An 18,120-nucleotide genomic window follows, 5' to 3' on the forward strand; every position below is an offset into this window, starting at 1 on the left:
GGCGCTGGCAAGGCCCGACATGATAACATCGCCGACCCTCCCCACTCGGCTGCAGCGGCCTTGTGTCGCCCGGATTGTGTAGCAGAGTGAATCCTGGCCTCGCCCGCTGTCAGCCCTGTTCCGCAGAGAAGCTGCGCGCGCGGACTGCCGATACGCCCTAGTGCGTCGAGGCAGCCAGGCGTGTCGACGGCTTGTGCCCAAATCAGTGAGAGAAAACCCCATGCAAGCGCTACAAACGATCATCGACGACGCCTTCGAGAACCGCGCCAGCCTGTCCCCCAGCTCGGCCCCGGCCGAGATCCGCGATGCGGTGGAAGAAGTGATCGCCGGTCTGGATGCCGGCACCCTGCGTGTCGCCGAAAAAAAGGACGGACAGTGGATGCTCAACCAGTGGATCAAGAAGGCGGTGCTGATTTCCTTTCGTCTGCGCGAAAACGAACAGGTACAGGCTGGCGGCCTCAACTTCTTCGACAAGGTCGATACCAAGTTCGGCGACTACACGCCTGAACAGTTCCGTGAAGGCGGCTTTCGCGTGGTGCCGCCGGCCGTCGCCCGCAAGGGCAGCTTCATTGGCAGGAACGTGGTGCTGATGCCATCGTATGTGAATATCGGTGCCTATGTGGATGAAGGCACGATGGTCGATACCTGGGCGACCGTCGGCTCATGCGCCCAGATCGGCAAGAACGTGCATCTTTCGGGCGGGGTCGGCATCGGTGGCGTGCTCGAGCCCATCCAGGCCGGCCCGGTGATCATCGAGGACAATGTCTTCGTCGGCGCGCGCTCGGAGGTGGTCGAAGGGGTGATCATCGAGGAGAACGCGGTGCTGTCGATGGGCGTGTATATTGGTCAGAGCACCAAGATCTATGACCGCGAGACGGGCACGGTGAGCTATGGCCGCGTGCCATCGGGCGCCGTGGTGGTGCCGGGTAGCCTGCCCTCGGCATGCGGCAAGTACAGTCTTTACTGTGCGGTGATCGTGAAGCGAGTGGATGCGCAGACACGTGCCAAGACGGGCATCAATGAATTGTTGCGCAACGCCTGATTCGCTGCGCGAAGCAGGACACAAACAGAGCGGGGACCGGACCCGCTTTGCGATCACGAGCGGGGGTGGAGCGCGATGATTTTCGACAGTCTTTTCCAGTTGATGGCAGACAAGAAGGCCTCGGACATCTTCATCACCGCGGGCGCGCCGATCCACATCAAGATCCAGGGCGAGACCATGCCGATCAATCAGCAGGTCATGGAGCCGCCCATGATCCGCCGCATGATCGAAGAAGCCTTGACGCCGGAGAAGATCGCGCTGTTCGAGTGCGACCGCGAGCTCAACCTGTCCTTTGGTCGTCGCGATCTGGGCAACTTCCGCGTCAACCTGTTCTGGCAACGCAACTCGATCGCGATCGTTGCGCGCTACATCCAGAGCAGTATCCCCAGCGTGAAAGAGCTCGGGCTTCCTGAGGTGCTGACCGAAGTGGTGATGGAAAAGCGCGGCCTGGTGCTGGTGGTGGGGGCGACCGGGTCGGGCAAGTCAACCACGCTGGCGTCCATGCTCGACCATCGTAACCGCAATCGCAGCGGCCACATCCTGACCGTCGAGGACCCGATCGAGTATCTGTTCGCCCATCGCAGGTCGGTGGTCAATCAACGCGAAGTCGGCATCGACACCCTGAGTTGGGGCGAAGCCCTGCGCAACGCGATGCGCCAGGCGCCGGACTGCATCCTCATCGGCGAGATTCGTGATCGCGAAACCATGCAGGCGGCGATTTCCTATTCCCAGTCGGGCCATTTATGCCTGGCCACGCTGCATGCCAACAATGCCTATCACGCCCTCAACCGCATCATCAACTTCTTCCCGCTCGAGAACCGCCAGCTGCTCTATCTCGACCTCGCGGTCGCCTTGCGCAGCATCATCTCGCAGCGCCTGATTCGCAAGCCCGACAATGTTCGCGTGCCAGCGGTGGAGATCCTCATGAATACGCGTCATATCGCCGATCTGATCGAGCGTGGCGATATCAACGAGGTCAAGCAGGCGATGGAGCAAAGCCTGGCGCCGGGTTGTCAGACCTTCGAGCAACACCTGTACGAGCTCTATTCGGACAGGGTCATCTCGCTGGAGGAGGCGCTCGCCAACGCCGACTCGCCGACCAACCTGCACTGGTTGATCAACAACGCCCCGAGCAACGCCAACGAGCCCTCGGCTTCGTCACAGCCACCCAGCCTGCTCGCCTTTGACAAGGACACTGCGGATGGCGCTTCATTCCAGGAATTCACCCTGCACGTCGATGACAACTGAGCGCCGCCTGAACACGCGCAGCGCTTGCCAGCCTCAACAAGAAGAGCTCACCGCATGCCTCACGCCAACACCCCGAACCCCCAGGCTGACAGCCGCGCTGATGAGCGCGCACCTTGCCCAACGCTGGCGCTTGCCTGCGCACTCATCGCTCGCCCTTCGGTAACGCCGGACGATGCCGGCTGCCTTGAGCTCATCGCCGCGCGCCTGCGCGCGCTGGGCTTTGCCTGCGAACGCATCGACCTGGGCGGGGTGTCCAATCTCTGGGCGCGCCGTGGCAGCGACGCGCCGCTGCTGTGTTTCGCCGGCCACACCGACGTCGTACCACCCGGGCCACTCGAGGCCTGGAAAACGCCCCCCTTCGAACCGACGATTGTCGACGGCGTGCTCTATGGTCGCGGCGCGGCCGACATGAAGTCTTCGCTCGCGGCCTTCGTCACCGCGATCGAGCGCTTCGTCGCCGCCTGCCCCTCCCACGGCGGCAGCATTGCCCTGCTGCTGACCTCGGACGAGGAAGGCATCGCCACCCATGGCACGGTCAAGGTGGTCGAGGCCCTGGCCGCGCGCGGTGAGCGCCTCGATTACTGCATCGTGGGCGAGCCGACCTCGGTCGAACGCCTCGGTGACACGATCAAGAACGGCCGCCGCGGCTCACTGTCGGGCAACCTGCGCATCAAGGGCAGGCAAGGCCACGTCGCCTACCCCCATCTGGCCCTGAATCCCATCCATGCGCTTGCGCCAGCCCTGGCCGAGCTCGCGGCCATGCGCTGGGACGAGGGCAATGAGTTCTTTCCACCGACCACCTGGCAGGTTTCCAACATCCATGCCGGCACGGGCGCGAACAACGTCATTCCCGCGCTGTGCGAGCTGATGTTCAACTTCCGCTTTGGCTCGGTGTCGTCCCCCGACAGTCTCAAGGCGCGCTGCTGCGAGGTGCTCGAGCGCCATGGTCTCGACCATGAAATCGACTGGCATCTGTCGGGCAAGCCCTTCATCACCGGCCGCGGAAAACTGGTCGCCGCCCTCTCGGGCGCGATCAAGGAAACCCTGGATGTCGACACTGAACTATCCACCACCGGTGGAACCTCGGATGGGCGCTTCATCGCCGACATCTGTGCCGAAGTGGTGGAATTCGGGCCCATCAATGCGTCCATCCACCAGATCAACGAGTGCATCGAGGTGAGCGCGATCGAGCCGCTCGCGCAGATCTACGAACGCACCCTGCACGCCCTGCTTGCCGCCTGAACCTTTGCTCAAAGAAGAGAACCTCAATGATGTCGCATGACGAACACGCCCACAGCGCTGAACAACACGATGCCGAGCACGAGCACGAGCACGAACATGACCATGGCCCGCTCGCCGAACTGGTGACGGTGCGTGACTGGCTGCGCTACGCCGTCACCCGTTTCAACCGCGCCGGCATCTTCTGCGGCCACGGCGTGAGCGACAGCTATGACGAGGCTGTGTGGTTGCTGCTGGGCTCACTCGCGCTGCCGCTGGACCGCCTCGAGCCCTTCCTCGACGCCTGCATTCCGGGTGAAGAGCGCGTTGCCCTGCTGGAGGCGATCGAACGCCGCGCTGACGCCCGCGTGCCGACTGCTTACATCCTGGGTGAGGCCTGGCTGGGTGACTTCCGCTTCAGCGTGGATGAGCGCGTCATCGTGCCGCGCTCCTTCTTCGCCGAGTTGCTCGAAGACGCGCTCGCGGGCTGGATCGAGGACGCCGACGCGGTGACCGCGGTGCTTGACATGTGCACCGGCTCGGGCTGCCTGGCGGTGCTGATGGCCCACACCTTCCCCAATGCCGAAGTCACCGCTGCCGACCTGTCCGAAGATGCGCTCGACGTCGCCTTGCAGAACGTGACCGACTATGGTCTGGAAGCTCGCATCGAGCTTGTGCACACCGACCTGTACTCGGCGCTCGAGGGTCGTCGCTACGATCTGATCCTGAGCAATCCGCCTTACGTCACGCGCGCTGCGATGGACACCCTGCCCGCCGAATACCTGCATGAACCGCGCATGGCGCTGGCTGCGGGCGATGACGGCCTTGATCTGGTCAGACGCCTGATCGCGGAGAGCGCGGCGCATCTGAACGAGGGCGGCATCCTCGCCGTTGAAGTCGGCCATAATCGGGCCATTGTTGAGCACGCATTCCCGGAGCTGCCCTTCAACTGGCTTGGTACTCGGGGCGGGGAGGACATGGTGTTCGTGCTGCGTCGCGAAGACCTGCCGGGTGGAAGAACCAGCTCCGGAGCCTGAACCAGCAATCACTGAGCGAGGCCGCGCGATGAGCAAGGAACGTCCCATTCTCCTCGTGGAAGACAATCCCGACGATGAAGCGCTGGCGCTTCACGCCTTCAGCAAGAATCGCATCGGCAATCAGGTGATCGTCGCACACGACGGTGTGGAGGCGCTCGATTACCTGTTTGGAACGGGTGTATTCAGCGGCTGCACGCCCGAACTGCCTGCGGTGGTGCTGCTCGACCTGAAGCTGCCGCGCATAGACGGGCTGGAGGTGCTGCGTCGCATTCGGGCCGAGTCACGGACCACGCTGCTGCCGGTGGTGATCCTCACCACCTCGCGTGAAATCCTGGATCTGCAGCAGGCCTACAACCTCGGCGCGAACAGTTACGTGCGCAAGCCGGTTGACTTCGAGCGCTTCCAGCACCTCGTCGGCGTGCTCGGAGAATACTGGCTGAACATCAACGAGAGCGTGGAAGCCAGTACGAACAACGGCTACTGAGCAGCCACCGAGCGAGCACTGAACGCAGAAGCGGAGCTCATGGCCCCGGTTCTGCGTGCGTCTCTTGCGCTGCGAACGGCTCAGGCGAGCTCGTCGATCCAGGCCTGCTGAATGCCTTCGAGGATGCGCTCGCCACAGCGCTTGGGGTCATCATCGAACTCGGGCAAGGCCATCACCCAGTTCATCAGGTCGACGAAATTCACCCGCGTCGGATCCACCTCCGGACGCGCATCCGCCAGCTGAATGGCGATCTCCTGCACCTCGGTCCACTTCATTTCAGTGCTTTCCTTCGCGAGCCATGTTGATCGTGTAGCGCGGAATCTCCACCACCAGGGGCGCCTCGCCAATGTGCACCTGACAGGACAGGCGGGACTGCGGCTCCAGCCCCCAGGCCTTGTCGAGCAGGTCCTCTTCCTCGTCCTCGGCGGCGGCCAGGGTGTTGAAGCCCTCACGCACGATGACGTGGCAGGTCGTGCACGCACAGGACATCTCGCAGGCATGCTCGATGTCGATGCCGTTTTCGAGCAGGGTTTCACAGATGGTCTGGCCCGGGCGGGCCTCGATCACACTGCCCTCGGGACAGAGTTCGACATGGGGAAGGACAATGATCTGGGTCATGATGGGGTCACAGTTCCAACTCGTCTACCTTGTGGCCGGCCAGCGCGCTGCGGATGCTCTTGTCCATGCGCCGGGCGGCGAATTCATCGGTGGTACGCGCAAATGCATCGATACCGGTCTTGATCGCACGATGGTCGCTGCCCGCGCACAAGGCGCGCAGCTCGGCGATGGCGGCATCGATCGCGCCGCGCTCCTCGACGTCGAGCAGATCGCCATCGCTGGCCAGCGCGCGCTCGGCGGCTTCTATCATGCGCTGGCCCTCGACCTGCTGCTCGCGCAGGGCGCGCGACATCATGTCATCGCCGGCATGTTCGATGCCCGACTTGAGCATCTGGGTGATCTCGTCATCGGACAGCCCGTAGGACGGCTTGACCAGCACGCTCGCCTCCACCCCCGAAGACATCTCTCGCGCGGACACCGACAGCAGCCCGTCCGCATCCACCTGAAAGCTCACCCGGATGCGGGCCGCTCCCGCCACCAGGGGCGGAATTCCCCGCAACTCGAAGCGCGCCAGCGAACGACAGTCGGCGACCAGTTCACGCTCACCCTGCACGACGTGGAAGGCCATGGCGGTCTGACCGTCCTTGAAGGTGGTGAACTCCTGCGCGCGCGCAACCGGCAAGGTGGAATTGCGCGGCACCACCTTTTCCACCAGCCCGCCCATGGTCTCCAGACCGAGCGAGAGCGGGATGACGTCGAGCAGCAACCAGTCGTCCTCCTGCGCACGATTGCCGGCCAGCGCATTGGCCTGCATCGCCGCACCCAGGGCGACGACCTTGTCGGGGTCCAGATTGGTCAGCGGCTCCTGCCCGAAGAAAGTCGCCACCGCGCGCTGGATATGCGGCATGCGCGTCGCCCCACCCACCATCACCACGCCCTTGACCTCGTCCGGCGCCAGCCCCGCATCACGCAGCGCCTTGCGCACCGGCGTCAGCGTCTTTTGCACCAGGTGTCGGGTCATCTCGGCGAAGTCCTCGCGTGTGATGACGATATCCACGAGCTCTCCCGAACTCAGGCGTACATGGATCGGCGCCTCCTCGCAGGAGGTCAGCAACTCCTTGGCCTCGCGCGCCTTCATCTGCAGCCGACGCGCATCCTCGAGCGAAGGCGGGTCAATCGCGGCGCGTTCCAGGATCGAACAAAACAGTCGATGATCGAAGTCATCCCCGCCCAGCGCGGCGTCGCCGTTGGTCGACAACACCTCGAACACCCCGCGCGACAGCTTGAGAATGGACAGATCGAAGGTGCCACCGCCGAGGTCATAGACTGCATACACGCCCTCGGCCGCATTGTCGAGGCCGTAGGCCACCGCCGCTGCGGTGGGTTCGTTGAGCAGGCGCAGCACGTCCACGCCGGCAAGGCGCGCTGCGTCCTTGGTGGCCTGACGTTGGGCATCATCGAAGTAGGCCGGCACGGTGATGACGGCGCCGCAGAGCGCTCCCCCAAGGCTGGCCTCTGCGCGCGCGCGCAGCACGCGCAACACTTCCGCCGAGACCTCCACCGGGCTCTTCACACCTTGCACGGTGCGCAGCCGCACCATGCCCGGCCCATCCTCGAAGTCGTAGGGCATGGTCTCCACATGGGCGACGTCCTTGACGCCCCGCCCCATGAAGCGCTTCACCGAGAGGATGGTGTTGCGCGCGTCAGTGGTCTGCGCCTTGAGCGCCACCTGCCCCACGTCTATGCCGCCATCGGCGCGATAGCGCACCGCCGAAGGCAGCATCGAGCGCCCGGCCTCGTCCGGCAGACACACGGCGATACCGTTACGCACCGTGGCGACAAGGGAGTTCGTGGTTCCAAGGTCGATACCGACCGCCAGCCTATGCTGATGCGGCGCGGTGGACATGCCGGGTTCGGCAATCTGCAACAGGGCCATCAGGGAATCCGTGCCTCTTGTTTTCAGCCTTCGAGCGCGAGCAGGGCGTCGTCGATCTCGTGCTGTAGTTTTTCGATGAACATCAGCCGACGCACGGTGTCGGCTGCTTGTGCGTAGTCGTGATCAATATCGAGCTGGCGCTCGAGCGCCGCGCGCACCTCGCGCGCATGCTGCAGCAGACGCGTGTGCAGTTTTTCAAGCTCCCCCACCTCACCCGCTGCCCTCGCCTCCTCGACCGCCTCGCGCCACTCCATCTGCTCCATCAGGAACTCGGCAGACATCGCGGTATTGGTCTCCACGCCCGCATCCACACCGGCCAGCACGAGAAGGTATTGCGCACGCGCGAGCGGCTTTTGCAGCGTGCGAAAGCCCTCGTTGACGCGGGTGGCCCACTGCATCGAGCGTCGCTTGTCGGCATCGGGCAGGTGGGCATAGCGATCGGGATGCACCTGCGACTGCAGGCGGTGCCAGGCCGCTTCCAGTGCGCGATCATCCACGGCGTAGGCCCGCGGCAGCTCGAACAGGCTGAAGTAGTCCTGGGTGAGGTCTATGCTCATGCTTTCTCAGGTGATCAGACGTTGAAGCTTTCGCCGCAGCCGCAAGAATCCTTGACGTTGGGGTTGTTGAAGCGGAAGCCCTCATTCAGGCCTTCCTTGACGAAGTCGAGCTCGGTGCCCTCAAGATAAGCCAGGCTCTTGGGGTCGATGATGACCTTGACGCCATGGCTCTCGAACACCAGGTCTTCATCCTGCGTCGCGTCGACGAACTCGAGCTTGTATGCCATCCCGGAACAGCCCGAGGTCTTCACCCCGAGGCGGATGCCGAAGCCCTTGCCACGTTTGGTGATGAAGTTTGCCACATGGCGGGCAGCGCTTTCGGACAGGGTCACGCCCATGATCTTTACCTCCTGCTGGTGGCCGCTTCAGGCCTGCTGCTTCTTGCGGTAATCGGCGACCGCGGCCTTGATCGCATCCTCGGCGAGGATGGAACAGTGAATCTTGACCGGCGGCAAGGCCAGCTCTTCGGCAATCTGGGTGTTCTTGATGTCGAGCGCCTGATCAATCGTCTTGCCCTTGACCCACTCGGTCACCAGCGAGCTCGAGGCGATCGCGGAGCCACAACCATAGGTCTTGAACTTCGCGTCCTCGATCACACCGTCACGACCGACCTTGATCTGCAGCTTCATCACGTCGCCACAGGCGGGCGCACCCACCATGCCGGTCGCCACACCCTCGTCGTCCTTGGCGAAGGAACCGACGTTGCGGGGGTTTTCATAATGATCCAGCACCTTGTCGCTGTATGCCATGTCGTATCTCCAGGGGAATTGTGTTGAAGCTTCGTTATATTTAGTGCGCTGCCCACTGCACGGTGTCGAGGTCTATGCCCTCTTTGTACATGTCCCACAGCGGGGACAGTTCGCGCAGCTTGTGGATCTTCTTGTGCAACAGATCGATGGTGAAGTCCACCTCTTCCTCGGTGGTGAAGCGACCGATGCTGAAACGGATCGAGCTGTGCGCGAGTTCGTCGTTGCGACCGAGCGCGCGCAACACGTAGGACGGCTCGAGGCTGGCCGAGGTACAGGCCGAACCCGAGGACACGGCAATATCCTTGACCGCCATGATCAGCGACTCACCCTCGACATAGGCGAAGGAGATGTTGAGGTTGTGCGGCACGCGCTGTTCGGTGTCGCCATTGACGAAGGTGGCTTCGAGCTCGGTCAGGCCATTGAGCAGCTTGTCGCGCAGCGCGCGCACGCGCACGTTCTCGCTCGCCATCTCCTCACGCGCCAGGCGGAAGGCTTCACCCATGCCGACGATCTGATGCGGCGCCAGCGTACCCGAACGCATGCCGCGCTCATGGCCACCGCCGTGCATCTGCGCCTCCAGGCGCACCCGCGGCTTGCGCCTGACGTAGAGCGCGCCCACGCCCTTGGGGCCATAGGTCTTGTGCGCCGAAAAGCTCATCAGGTCCACCTTGAGCTGGGCGAGGTCGATGTCCACCTTGCCGGTGGCCTGCGCCGCATCGACGTGAAAGATCACGCCCTTGTCGCGGCAGATCTCGCCGATCTCGGCAATCGGCTGCACCACTCCGACTTCGTTGTTCACGAACATCACCGACACCAGGATGGTGTCCGGGCGAATCGCCGCCTTCAGCACCTCAAGGTCGACCAGGCCGTTTTCCTTGACGTCGAGGTAAGTGGCTTCGAAGCCCTCGCGCTCGAGTTCACGCACGGTATCGAGCACCGCCTTGTGCTCGGTCTTCAGGGTGATCAGGTGCTTGCCCTTGCCCTGATAGAAATGGGCTGCGCCCTTGATGGCGAGGTTGTTCGATTCGGTCGCACCCGAAGTCCAGATGATCTCCTTGGCGTCGGCATTGACCAGGGCCGCGACCTGCTCGCGTGCATCCTCGACCGCCTGCTCGGCATCCCAGCCGTAGGCGTGGGAGCGGCTGGCCGGGTTGCCGAAATGCTCGGTCAGCCACGGAATCATCTTCGCGGCGACGCGTGGGTCTACCGGCGTGGTCGCCGAATAGTCGAGGTAAATCGGGAACTTCAGCATTGAATCTCTCCGCAGAGGGGTTGTTTCTCTTTTAATTCAGTCAGCGTGGTCGCGGTTCAGACCGCGATCGACGCCAGCTTGTTCAAATCATCCACCACGCGCGCCAGCACGCCGACAAAGCGGCTGAGCTCCTGCGCCGTGCTGTCTCGCCCCAGGCTGACGCGCACTGCGCCGCGCGCCAGCAGCGGGTCCACTCCCATCGCCAGCAGGGTATGCGAAGGCTCGGGCTGGGCGCTCGAGCACGCCGAGCCACTGGCACAGGCAAAACCTGCGCGGTCGAGCTTGGCCACCAGGGTTTCGCCGTCAATGTTGTCGAAGGCGAAGAACACGGTGTTCGGCAAGCGCTCGGCAGCCCTCGCAAACACGACCGCGCCCTGAGCCAGGAGCTGGTCCTCGAGTTCAGCGCGCAACTGCGCCAACCGCTGCGACTCCGACTCACGGCGCGCCACCGCACGCTCGCAGGCCACACCGAAGCCGACGATGGCCGCCACGTTCTCGGTGCCGGAACGCAAACCACGCTCCTGGCCTCCGCCCGCGATCAAGGGCGCAAGCTCCACGCGCTTGTCGAGCACGAGGGCACCCGCGCCCAGCGGGCCACCAATCTTGTGCGCGGACAGCGTCATTGCACTCACCCCAAGGGCGCGAAAATCAAGCTCAAGCTTGCCCAGGGCCTGCACCGCATCGGTGTGGAACCACGCCCCGCTCGCACGCGCCTCCGCCGCGAGGCGGGCGATATCCTGCACCACGCCGGTCTCGTTGTTGGCGAGCATCACCGACACCAGAGTCGGTCGCGCCAGCAAGGTCTGCTGCCAGTCCTCACCGTCGATCACGCCCTGCGCATCGACCGCAATTTCCTTCAAGGTCCAGCCGGTGCGTCGCAGTTGATAAGCCGGTTCGCGCACGCAAGGGTGTTCGATCGCGCTGAAGGCCAGCATCCCAGGCTTCAGACACGCAGCCGCACCCTTGACGAACAGATTGTTTGCTTCCGAACCACCGCTGGTGAAGATCACCTCGGTGGGATGGGCGCCGACCGCCGTCGCCACGCGCGCCCGCGCCTCGTCGATCGCCGCCCTCGCCTGCCGGCCGTAGTCGTGCCGGCTCGAAGCGTTGCCGAAACGCACCGTCTCTGACGCACCCAACCAGGGCAGCATGGCATCGCGCACCAAAGGCTCGAGCGGCGTCGTCGCGTTCCAGTCGAAATAGACCGGTGCAAAACTCATACCCGGCCTCAGACAGCGGCGATTTCGCGCACCTGCACGATGGCGCGACGGCGAATACTCTTGAGCACCGCCATATCGGCATCCGGCTTGACCTCACGCTTGACGAGCGCGCTCAGGCTGACCGAGTCGAGGTAGGCGTACATGCGCTTGTTGAGGTTGGACCACAGGTGGTGCGTCATGCAGCGCTGCTCATCGTGGCAATTCTGCTTGCCGCCGCACTGCGTCGCGTCGAGCGGCTCATCCACGGCAATGATGATGTCGGCAACCGTGATCGCATTGCTATCGAGCGCCAGGCGATAACCGCCCCCGGGTCCGCGCACGCTGTTGACCAGGCCGTGGCGGCGCAGCTTGCCGAACAACTGCTCAAGATAGGACAACGAAATCTTCTGGCGCTCGGCAATCCCCGCCAGGGTTACTGGCCCATCGCTCTGACGCCCGGCCAGATCGATCATTGCCGTGACGGCGAAGCGCCCTTTGGTCGTCAATCTCATCTTGCCACCTCTCGAAATCCGTATGCCGTTCGCTTGCGGGCACGCCCGTCGAGCCTAATACCTGAACGTTTCGGTCAACTATACTTAACCCGACAAAAACGGTCAACTACTCGGCAGGATCACGGCGGCGCTCGCACTCAATCGACGCCTCGCGAGAGGCTGGCGGCGTCGAAGTCATCGGTGGCATTGGTGGAGGGATCAGGCTTCATCCCGGCCGCTTCCAGGCGCGCGCTGATCGCCTTCAGGCGGCGGTCGGTTTCGACCGCATGATCGAGCAGGCCGTGCAAGGCCTTGGTCACCGGGTCATCCATGTCCCGAGTCACGCCGTAGGCGCTGAAGCCAATCTGCTGCGCCTTTTGCGCGCGCTCGGCGTCGCGCTCGGCATCGATGATCCGCGCCGGGTTGCCGACCGCGGTCGCACCCGCGGGCACCGGCTTCACCACCACTGCGTTGGAACCTATCCTCGCCCCGTCACCGACACTGAAACCGCCCAGCACTTTCGCGCCCGCGCCCACAACCACACCCTTGCCCAGGGTGGGATGGCGCTTGGCGCCGCGATAAAGGGAGGTACCCCCCAGGGTGACCGCCTGATAGATCGTGCAGTCGTCGCCAATTTCGGCCGTCTCGCCGATGACGACCCCCATGCCGTGATCGATGAACACACGGCGGCCGATGACCGCACCCGGATGGATCTCGATGCCGGTCAGGAAGCGGCTGACATGACTCAGAAAGCGCCCCAGCCAGAACCACCGTCGGCGCCATGCGCCATGTGCCAGCTGGTGAAACATCAAGGCATGCACGCCGGGGTAACAGGTCAGCACCTCGAGCGTGGAGCGTGCGGCAGGGTCGCGCTCGCGCACGCTGGCCAGGTTTTCACGCAGGCGACTGAACATTCGAAAAGTACTCCGGGAAAGATTGACGAAAGAGCCGAGCCTGCGGGGCGAACTTGGGCGAGGAGGCTCGAATCCCGACCATTTTAATCGACTTAGCCGCAATCCTGAAACCGCGCAGCGCCTGCAAGCCCGCTCCGTTCGCAAGCAAAGCCCGCACTCAGCCTGCAGCAGCGCTGGACGGTCAACGCCGTTTCGGCTGCTCGAAGGTGGTCAGCATGCCGCGCAGGAGGGCGACCTCCTCGCGTTCCAGACGCACGCGGTTGAACATGCGCCGCATGCGCGGCAACAGCTTCTTCGGATTCTTGGGATCATGAAAACCGCTCATGGTCACCGCATGCTCCAGGTGCACCATGAAACCTTCGAAGTCCGCATGGGTTGCCGCCTCGGCTTGCGCATCCTGCGGCGGCGGCGGCGTACACGCCGCCAGGCGCAGCTCGTAGGCCAGCAACTGCACCGCGGCACCGAGATTGAGCGATGAAAACTCGGCATCGGTCGGAATCGTCACCGGCATGCTGCACAAGCCGACCTCCTCATTGCTCATGCCGCTGGTTTCGTTGCCGAACACCAGCGCCACCTCACCATCGAGCGTGCGCCCGACGATCTCCACCGCCGCCTCACGCGCGTGCATGCGCGGCAGCGACAACTCGCGCCGGCGCGCGGTGATCGCAGCCGAGAACACCGTGTCGGCCAGCGCCTCCTGCAGCGTACCGACCACCTGCGCCGACTCCAGCACGTCTGCCGCACCGGACGCACGCGCTGTAGCCACCTCGTCGGGAAAGCACGCCGGCGCCACCAGCCACAGGCGGCGCAGGCCCATCGTTTTCATCGCGCGCGCAGCAGCGCCGATATTGCCGGGATGGCTGGTACGCGACAGCACGACCCGGACACGGTCAAGCGCAAGAGGGCGATTCATATTAAAATTCCGCGTTGTACGTATTTTGTCGGGTTGGCAGGCTGTGTTCGCGACTGCGATTGGCGCTGCCCCCCGCTTCTTTAACAGAGACCGCTCCGCATGCACCCCACCCTGAACATCGCCGTCAAGGCCGCTCGTCGCGCCGCAAGCATCATCACTCGCGCATCCACGCAGCTCGACCTGCTGACGGTCAACACCAAGTCGCCCAACGACTTCGTCACCGAGGTGGACCGCCTGGCCGAAAAGGCGATCATCGAAGTGCTGAGCGACGCCTTTCCAGGGCACGGGATTTTAGCAGAGGAGTCCGGCGAGTCCGGACCTGAAAGCGAGTTCAACTGGATCATCGACCCGCTCGACGGCACGACCAACTTCATCCACGGCTTTCCGCAGTACGCAGTGTCGATCGCGCAGACCAAGAACGGCGTGCTCGAACACGCCGTGGTCTACGACCCCAACACCAATGAACTATTTACCGCCTCGCGCGGCAGCGGCGCCTTCCTCAACGATCGCCGCATGCGCGTGTCGCGCCGCACCCGCCTGGGTGACTCACTCATCGGCACCGGTTTCCCCTACCGGCAGTTCGAACACGTCGATGCCTATCTCGCCATGCTCAAGGAGTTGGCGCAGAAAACGGCCGGCATCCGTCGCCCAGGGGCGGCAGCGCTTGATCTCGCCTACGTGGCTTGCGGGCGCCTGGACGGTTTCTGGGAGATCGGCCTCGCCCCCTGGGACATGGCAGCGGGCACCCTTCTCATTCAGGAAGCAGGCGGCCTGGTGTCTGACCTGTCGGGCGAAAACGGCTACATGAGCAGCGGCAACATGGTCGCTGGCACGCCGAAGATCTTCGCTCAGCTGCTGCCCATCATCCAGTCCTACCGGCCGTCCACCCTGCAGACCTGATCCGGTGCAGACAGCGGCCGCAGACCCCGTGGCGCGGCCGTTTTTCGATCATGACCGGGCCGGCCTGCCGCACGCCCGGACTGTCCCGATCCAGAGGTTGCATTGACGTCTCAGCCCCAGCCCCGCGAACTGAGCGAAGCCGAAATCGCACAGCACACGCCAATGATGCAGCAATATCTGCGCATCAAGCTGCAGCACCCGGACACCTTGCTGCTCTATCGCATGGGCGATTTCTACGAGCTCTTCTTCGACGACGCGGAAAAAGCCGCGCGCCTGCTCGACATCACGCTGACCACGCGCGGCCAGTCCAGCGGCCAGCCGATCAAGATGGCGGGCGTGCCCTTTCACGCCGTCGAACAATATCTGGCGCGCCTGGTGAAGCTCGGCGAAGCGGTGGTCATCGCCGAACAGGTCGGCGAGCCGGGCGCGACCAAGGGGCCGATGGAGCGCGCGGTCAGCCGCATCGTCACCCCCGGCACGCTCACCGATGCCGCGCTGCTCGATGACCGTCGCGACGCCCTGCTGCTCGCGGCCAACCTGCATCACGGCGTGCTCGGTCTGGCCTGGCTCAACCTTGCCAACGGCGACTTGCGCCTGATGCAGTGCCCGGCCGAAACCCTGCAGGCGCAGTTCGAGCGCCTGCGCCCGGCCGAAGTGCTGATCGCCGACGGGCTGGCGCTGCCCCTGCTCGAGACCCTGGCGCCCGCCTTGCGTCGGCTCGCGGACTGGCAGTTCGATGCCGAGACCGGCGCCCGGCTGCTGACCAACCACTTCGGCACTCGCGACCTGGTCGGTTTCGGCGTCGAAGACCTGCCGGTCGCTCTCGGCGCCGCGGCGGCGCTCTATGACTATGCCCAGGCCACCCAGCGCCAGACCCTCGCCCACGTCACCGGTCTCATCGTCGAGCGCGAATCCGAGTACCTGCGTCTGGACGCCGCCACCCGGCGCAACCTCGAGCTGACCGAGACCCTGCGCGGCGAAGCCTCGCCCACCCTGCTCTCGCTGCTCGATACCTGCATGACCAGCATGGGCTCACGCTGGCTGCGCCATGCCCTGCACCATCCGCTGCGCGAGCGCGCGCTGCCGGCCGCGCGCCAGGCGGCAGTTGCCGAGCTCGTCGGTGAGCCGCTGAGCGCTGAGGACAACGCGTTCGCCATCACGGGCCTGGAGGCCAGCACCGGCCGCAGCGCCGCCGCCGTGCGCGGCACCCTGCGCGGAGTGGCCGACGTGGACCGGATCACCGCCCGTGTCGCGCTGCGCAGTGCGCGCCCGCGCGACCTGTCCGCCCTGCGCGACACCCTCGCCCGCCTGCCCGCGCTGGAGCAGACATTGAGCGGCTGCCACGCCGCGCTGCTGGTCGAAATCTGCGCCGCGCTCGCCATTGCGCCCGATGCGCTCGAACTGCTGCAGCGTGCCATCGCCAGCGAACCCGCCGCCATGGTGCGCGACGGTGGCGTCATTGCCCCCGGCTACGACAGCGAGCTGGACGAGTTGCGCGACATCCAGACCAATTGCGGCGAGTTCCTGCTCGCACTCGAGGCGCGCGAGCGTGAGCGCAGCGGCATTCCCGGCCTCAAGGTGGAGTTCAACCGCGTGCATGGCTTCTATATCGAAGTCAGCCGCAGCAATGCCGACAAGGTGCCCGACGACTACCGCCGCCGCCAGACCCTGAAGAACGCCGAACGCTTCATCACGCCCGAGCTGAAGGCCTTCGAGGACAAGGCCTTGTCGGCGCAGGAACGCGCGCTGACGCGCGAGAAGCTGCTCTACGAGACCATCCTCGACGCGCTGTGCACGCACATTCCGGCCCTGCAGCGCATCGCCCGCGCGCTGGCGCTGGCAGACGGCCTCGCCGCCTTCGCCGACGCCGCGCTGCGCTACAACTACTGCCGCCCGCAGTTTCGCGACGGCGTCGGGGTGGACATCCGTGGTGGCCGTCATGCGGTGGTCGAACGACAGGTCGAGAACTTCATCCACAACGACGCCCGCCTCGCCGCGCATCGCCGCATGCTGATGATCACCGGCCCCAACATGGGCGGCAAATCGACCTTCATGCGCCAGGTGGCGCTGATCTGCCTGCTCGCCCATGTCGGCAGCTTCGTGCCGGCCGAGGCGGCGGAGATCGGCCCGCTGGACGCCATCTACACCCGCATCGGCGCCTCGGACGATCTCGCTTCCGGGCGTTCGACCTTCATGGTGGAGATGACCGAGGCCGCCGCCATCCTGCATGGTGCAACTGAACACAGCCTGGTGCTGATGGACGAGATCGGCCGCGGCACCTCGACCTTCGACGGCCTCGCGCTGGCGGCGGCGATCGCGCGCCAGCTGCTGGAAAAGAACCGCAGCCTGACCCTGTTCGCCACCCATTACTTCGAGCTCACTCGACTCAATGCCGACTACCCCGAGTGCGCCAACGTGCACCTCGACGCGGTCGAGCATGGCCACCGCATCGTCTTCCTGCATGCCCTCGAGGAAGGCCCGGCCAGCCAGAGCTACGGCATCGAAGTGGCGGCACTGGCCGGCATTCCAGCCGCGGTGATCCGCGACGCGCGGCGCCGTCTGCGCGCGCTGGAAAACCGTGAGATCCACGCCGGGCCGCAGGCCGACCTGTTCGCCGACCTGCCCGAAGCCGAGCCCGAGGCGCTGTCGCACCCGGTGCTGAGCGAACTCGCCAGCATCGACCCCGACGCGCTGAGCCCACGCGAGGCGCTCGAGCGCCTGTATGCGCTCAAGCGCCTGGCCTCCTGAGACTCCCTGATGACGACCCCGATCGATATTTCAGAAGCCGCCGGCGTGCGCTACCTGCACTTTGGCTCGGACTGGATACAGGGTGCGATGCGCATCCGCAAACCCAATGCGCTCGAGCTTGCCTATACGCGCGAGATGATGGCCGGGCTCTTGCTGCGCGATGGCCTCGCCGAAGACGCCGGGCAATGGCCAAAAAAGGTGCTCATCATCGGCCTCGGCGCAGCATCCCTGGCCAAGTTCGTGCATCACAACTGCCCCCAGGCGCGGGTCAAGGTGGTGGAGATCGCGCCCTCGGTGATCGCCGCCGCACGCCAGTTCTTCAAGCTGCCCGAGCAAGACGCGCGCTTCTCCATCCATGTCGGCTGCGGCGCCCAGTACGTAATGGAAAACGACCACTATTACGATTACATCCTGGTCGACGGTTACGACCGCAATGCGCGCGCGGGCGCACTCGACACCTTGCCCTTCTATCAGGCCCTGCACTCGCGCCTGTCCGCGCGCGGGCTGATGGCGGTCAACCTGTTTGGCCGTTCGCGCGGCTACAAGGCCAGCGTGGAGCGCGTGCTGAAAGCTTTCGACGGGCGCGCGCTCGCCTTTCCGTCCTGCGACAGCGGCAATGTGGTCGCCTTTGGCGCCGCTGGCGAGGCGGTGGAGCGCGCTCTGAGCGAGCTGCGCGAACGCGCGCGCGCGCTCAAGCTCGCAAGCGGCCTCGATCTGGGCCCGACCATCGCCCGGCTGGAACAATCGGGCAGCGTCCCGGGCGGCGTGCTGCACCTCTGAACCCGACACCAGCCGCCGAACACATGGTCAGAACAACCGTGCGCACGTTATTGTCCACGGAAGCGCTGACAGCGGACCAAAAAAGGTAGGAGCA

At 64.7% G+C, this 18,120-nt stretch carries 19 protein-coding genes; 8 read left to right on the top strand and 11 right to left on the bottom strand.

The window, feature by feature from the left end; all coding sequences use genetic code 11:
• Positions 1-220 precede the first annotated feature (220 nt).
• The 5 genes from dapD to M622_RS38285 all read left to right on the top strand — a co-directional run bounded on the left by dapD (position 221) and on the right by M622_RS38285 (position 5,029).
• Positions 221-1,042: a 2,3,4,5-tetrahydropyridine-2,6-dicarboxylate N-succinyltransferase gene (gene dapD / locus M622_RS38265; RefSeq protein WP_021251025.1), complete on the top strand. Its 822-nt coding sequence runs from the start codon at positions 221-223 to the stop codon at positions 1,040-1,042.
• A gap of 75 nt (positions 1,043-1,117) precedes the next feature.
• The gene (locus M622_RS38270; RefSeq protein WP_021251026.1) at positions 1,118-2,290 is read left to right on the top strand and encodes a PilT/PilU family type 4a pilus ATPase; all 1,173 of its coding nucleotides are present in this window, start codon (positions 1,118-1,120) and stop codon (positions 2,288-2,290) included.
• A 54-nt stretch (positions 2,291-2,344) separates the two neighbouring features.
• Positions 2,345-3,532, top strand: coding sequence for a succinyl-diaminopimelate desuccinylase (gene dapE, locus M622_RS38275; protein WP_021251027.1), 1,188 nt, complete (start codon positions 2,345-2,347; stop codon positions 3,530-3,532).
• Positions 3,533-3,561: 29 nt separating this feature from the next.
• The gene (gene prmB / locus M622_RS38280) at positions 3,562-4,545 is read left to right on the top strand and encodes a 50S ribosomal protein L3 N(5)-glutamine methyltransferase (protein WP_031347594.1); all 984 of its coding nucleotides are present in this window, start codon (positions 3,562-3,564) and stop codon (positions 4,543-4,545) included.
• Positions 4,546-4,573: 28 nt separating this feature from the next.
• Positions 4,574-5,029, top strand: a complete 456-nt coding sequence (locus M622_RS38285; RefSeq protein WP_021251029.1) for a response regulator — start codon at positions 4,574-4,576, stop codon at positions 5,027-5,029.
• An 80-nt stretch (positions 5,030-5,109) separates the two neighbouring features.
• Here M622_RS38285 and iscX read toward each other — a convergent pair whose 3' ends face one another.
• The 11 genes from iscX to M622_RS38340 all read right to left on the bottom strand — a co-directional run bounded on the left by iscX (position 5,110) and on the right by M622_RS38340 (position 13,598).
• Positions 5,110-5,304, bottom strand: a complete 195-nt coding sequence (gene iscX / locus M622_RS38290) for a Fe-S cluster assembly protein IscX (RefSeq protein ID WP_021251030.1) — start codon at positions 5,302-5,304, stop codon at positions 5,110-5,112.
• A 1-nt stretch (position 5,305) separates the two neighbouring features.
• Positions 5,306-5,647, bottom strand: coding sequence for an ISC system 2Fe-2S type ferredoxin (gene fdx / locus M622_RS38295; RefSeq protein ID WP_021251031.1), 342 nt, complete (start codon positions 5,645-5,647; stop codon positions 5,306-5,308).
• Between the two features lie 7 nt (positions 5,648-5,654).
• Complete coding sequence (gene hscA, locus M622_RS38300; RefSeq protein ID WP_021251032.1) at positions 5,655-7,523, bottom strand: Fe-S protein assembly chaperone HscA; 1,869 nt, start codon at positions 7,521-7,523, stop codon at positions 5,655-5,657.
• 23 nt (positions 7,524-7,546) lie between these two features.
• Positions 7,547-8,080, bottom strand: a complete 534-nt coding sequence (gene hscB / locus M622_RS38305; protein ID WP_021251033.1) for a Fe-S protein assembly co-chaperone HscB — start codon at positions 8,078-8,080, stop codon at positions 7,547-7,549.
• Between the two features lie 14 nt (positions 8,081-8,094).
• Entirely contained in the window at positions 8,095-8,418 is a 324-nt protein-coding gene (iscA, locus tag M622_RS38310) for an iron-sulfur cluster assembly protein IscA (protein ID WP_021251034.1), read from the bottom strand.
• A 27-nt stretch (positions 8,419-8,445) separates the two neighbouring features.
• The gene (iscU, locus tag M622_RS38315) at positions 8,446-8,829 is read right to left on the bottom strand and encodes a Fe-S cluster assembly scaffold IscU (RefSeq protein ID WP_021251035.1); all 384 of its coding nucleotides are present in this window, start codon (positions 8,827-8,829) and stop codon (positions 8,446-8,448) included.
• A gap of 40 nt (positions 8,830-8,869) precedes the next feature.
• Positions 8,870-10,081: an IscS subfamily cysteine desulfurase gene (locus tag M622_RS38320; RefSeq protein ID WP_021251036.1), complete on the bottom strand. Its 1,212-nt coding sequence runs from the start codon at positions 10,079-10,081 to the stop codon at positions 8,870-8,872.
• A gap of 56 nt (positions 10,082-10,137) precedes the next feature.
• On the bottom strand, positions 10,138-11,301 hold the full coding sequence (locus M622_RS38325; protein ID WP_021251037.1) for a cysteine desulfurase family protein: 1,164 nt from the start codon (positions 11,299-11,301) through the stop codon (positions 10,138-10,140).
• Positions 11,302-11,309: 8 nt separating this feature from the next.
• Positions 11,310-11,792, bottom strand: coding sequence for a Fe-S cluster assembly transcriptional regulator IscR (gene iscR / locus M622_RS38330; protein ID WP_031347596.1), 483 nt, complete (start codon positions 11,790-11,792; stop codon positions 11,310-11,312).
• Positions 11,793-11,929: 137 nt separating this feature from the next.
• A complete protein-coding gene (gene cysE, locus M622_RS38335; RefSeq protein WP_021251039.1) occupies positions 11,930-12,685 on the bottom strand; it encodes a serine O-acetyltransferase in 756 nt (251 codons plus the stop codon).
• Positions 12,686-12,866: 181 nt separating this feature from the next.
• Positions 12,867-13,598: an RNA methyltransferase gene (locus M622_RS38340; RefSeq protein WP_021251040.1), complete on the bottom strand. Its 732-nt coding sequence runs from the start codon at positions 13,596-13,598 to the stop codon at positions 12,867-12,869.
• 99 nt (positions 13,599-13,697) lie between these two features.
• Between M622_RS38340 and M622_RS38345 the strand changes: the two genes are divergently transcribed.
• From M622_RS38345 to M622_RS38355, 3 genes are all read left to right on the top strand, one after another.
• Positions 13,698-14,498, top strand: coding sequence for an inositol monophosphatase family protein (locus M622_RS38345; protein ID WP_021251041.1), 801 nt, complete (start codon positions 13,698-13,700; stop codon positions 14,496-14,498).
• 165 nt (positions 14,499-14,663) lie between these two features.
• Positions 14,664-17,246 carry a DNA mismatch repair protein MutS gene (mutS, locus tag M622_RS38350; protein WP_442478138.1) on the top strand — a complete coding sequence of 861 codons (2,583 nt, stop codon included), beginning with the start codon at positions 14,664-14,666 and terminating at the stop codon, positions 17,244-17,246.
• A gap of 9 nt (positions 17,247-17,255) precedes the next feature.
• Positions 17,256-18,026 carry a spermine/spermidine synthase domain-containing protein gene (locus M622_RS38355; protein WP_021251043.1) on the top strand — a complete coding sequence of 257 codons (771 nt, stop codon included), beginning with the start codon at positions 17,256-17,258 and terminating at the stop codon, positions 18,024-18,026.
• Positions 18,027-18,120: the final 94 nt, after the last annotated feature.

It is taken from the genome of Thauera terpenica 58Eu, assembly GCF_000443165.1.
Classification (GTDB): domain Bacteria; phylum Pseudomonadota; class Gammaproteobacteria; order Burkholderiales; family Rhodocyclaceae; genus Thauera; species Thauera terpenica.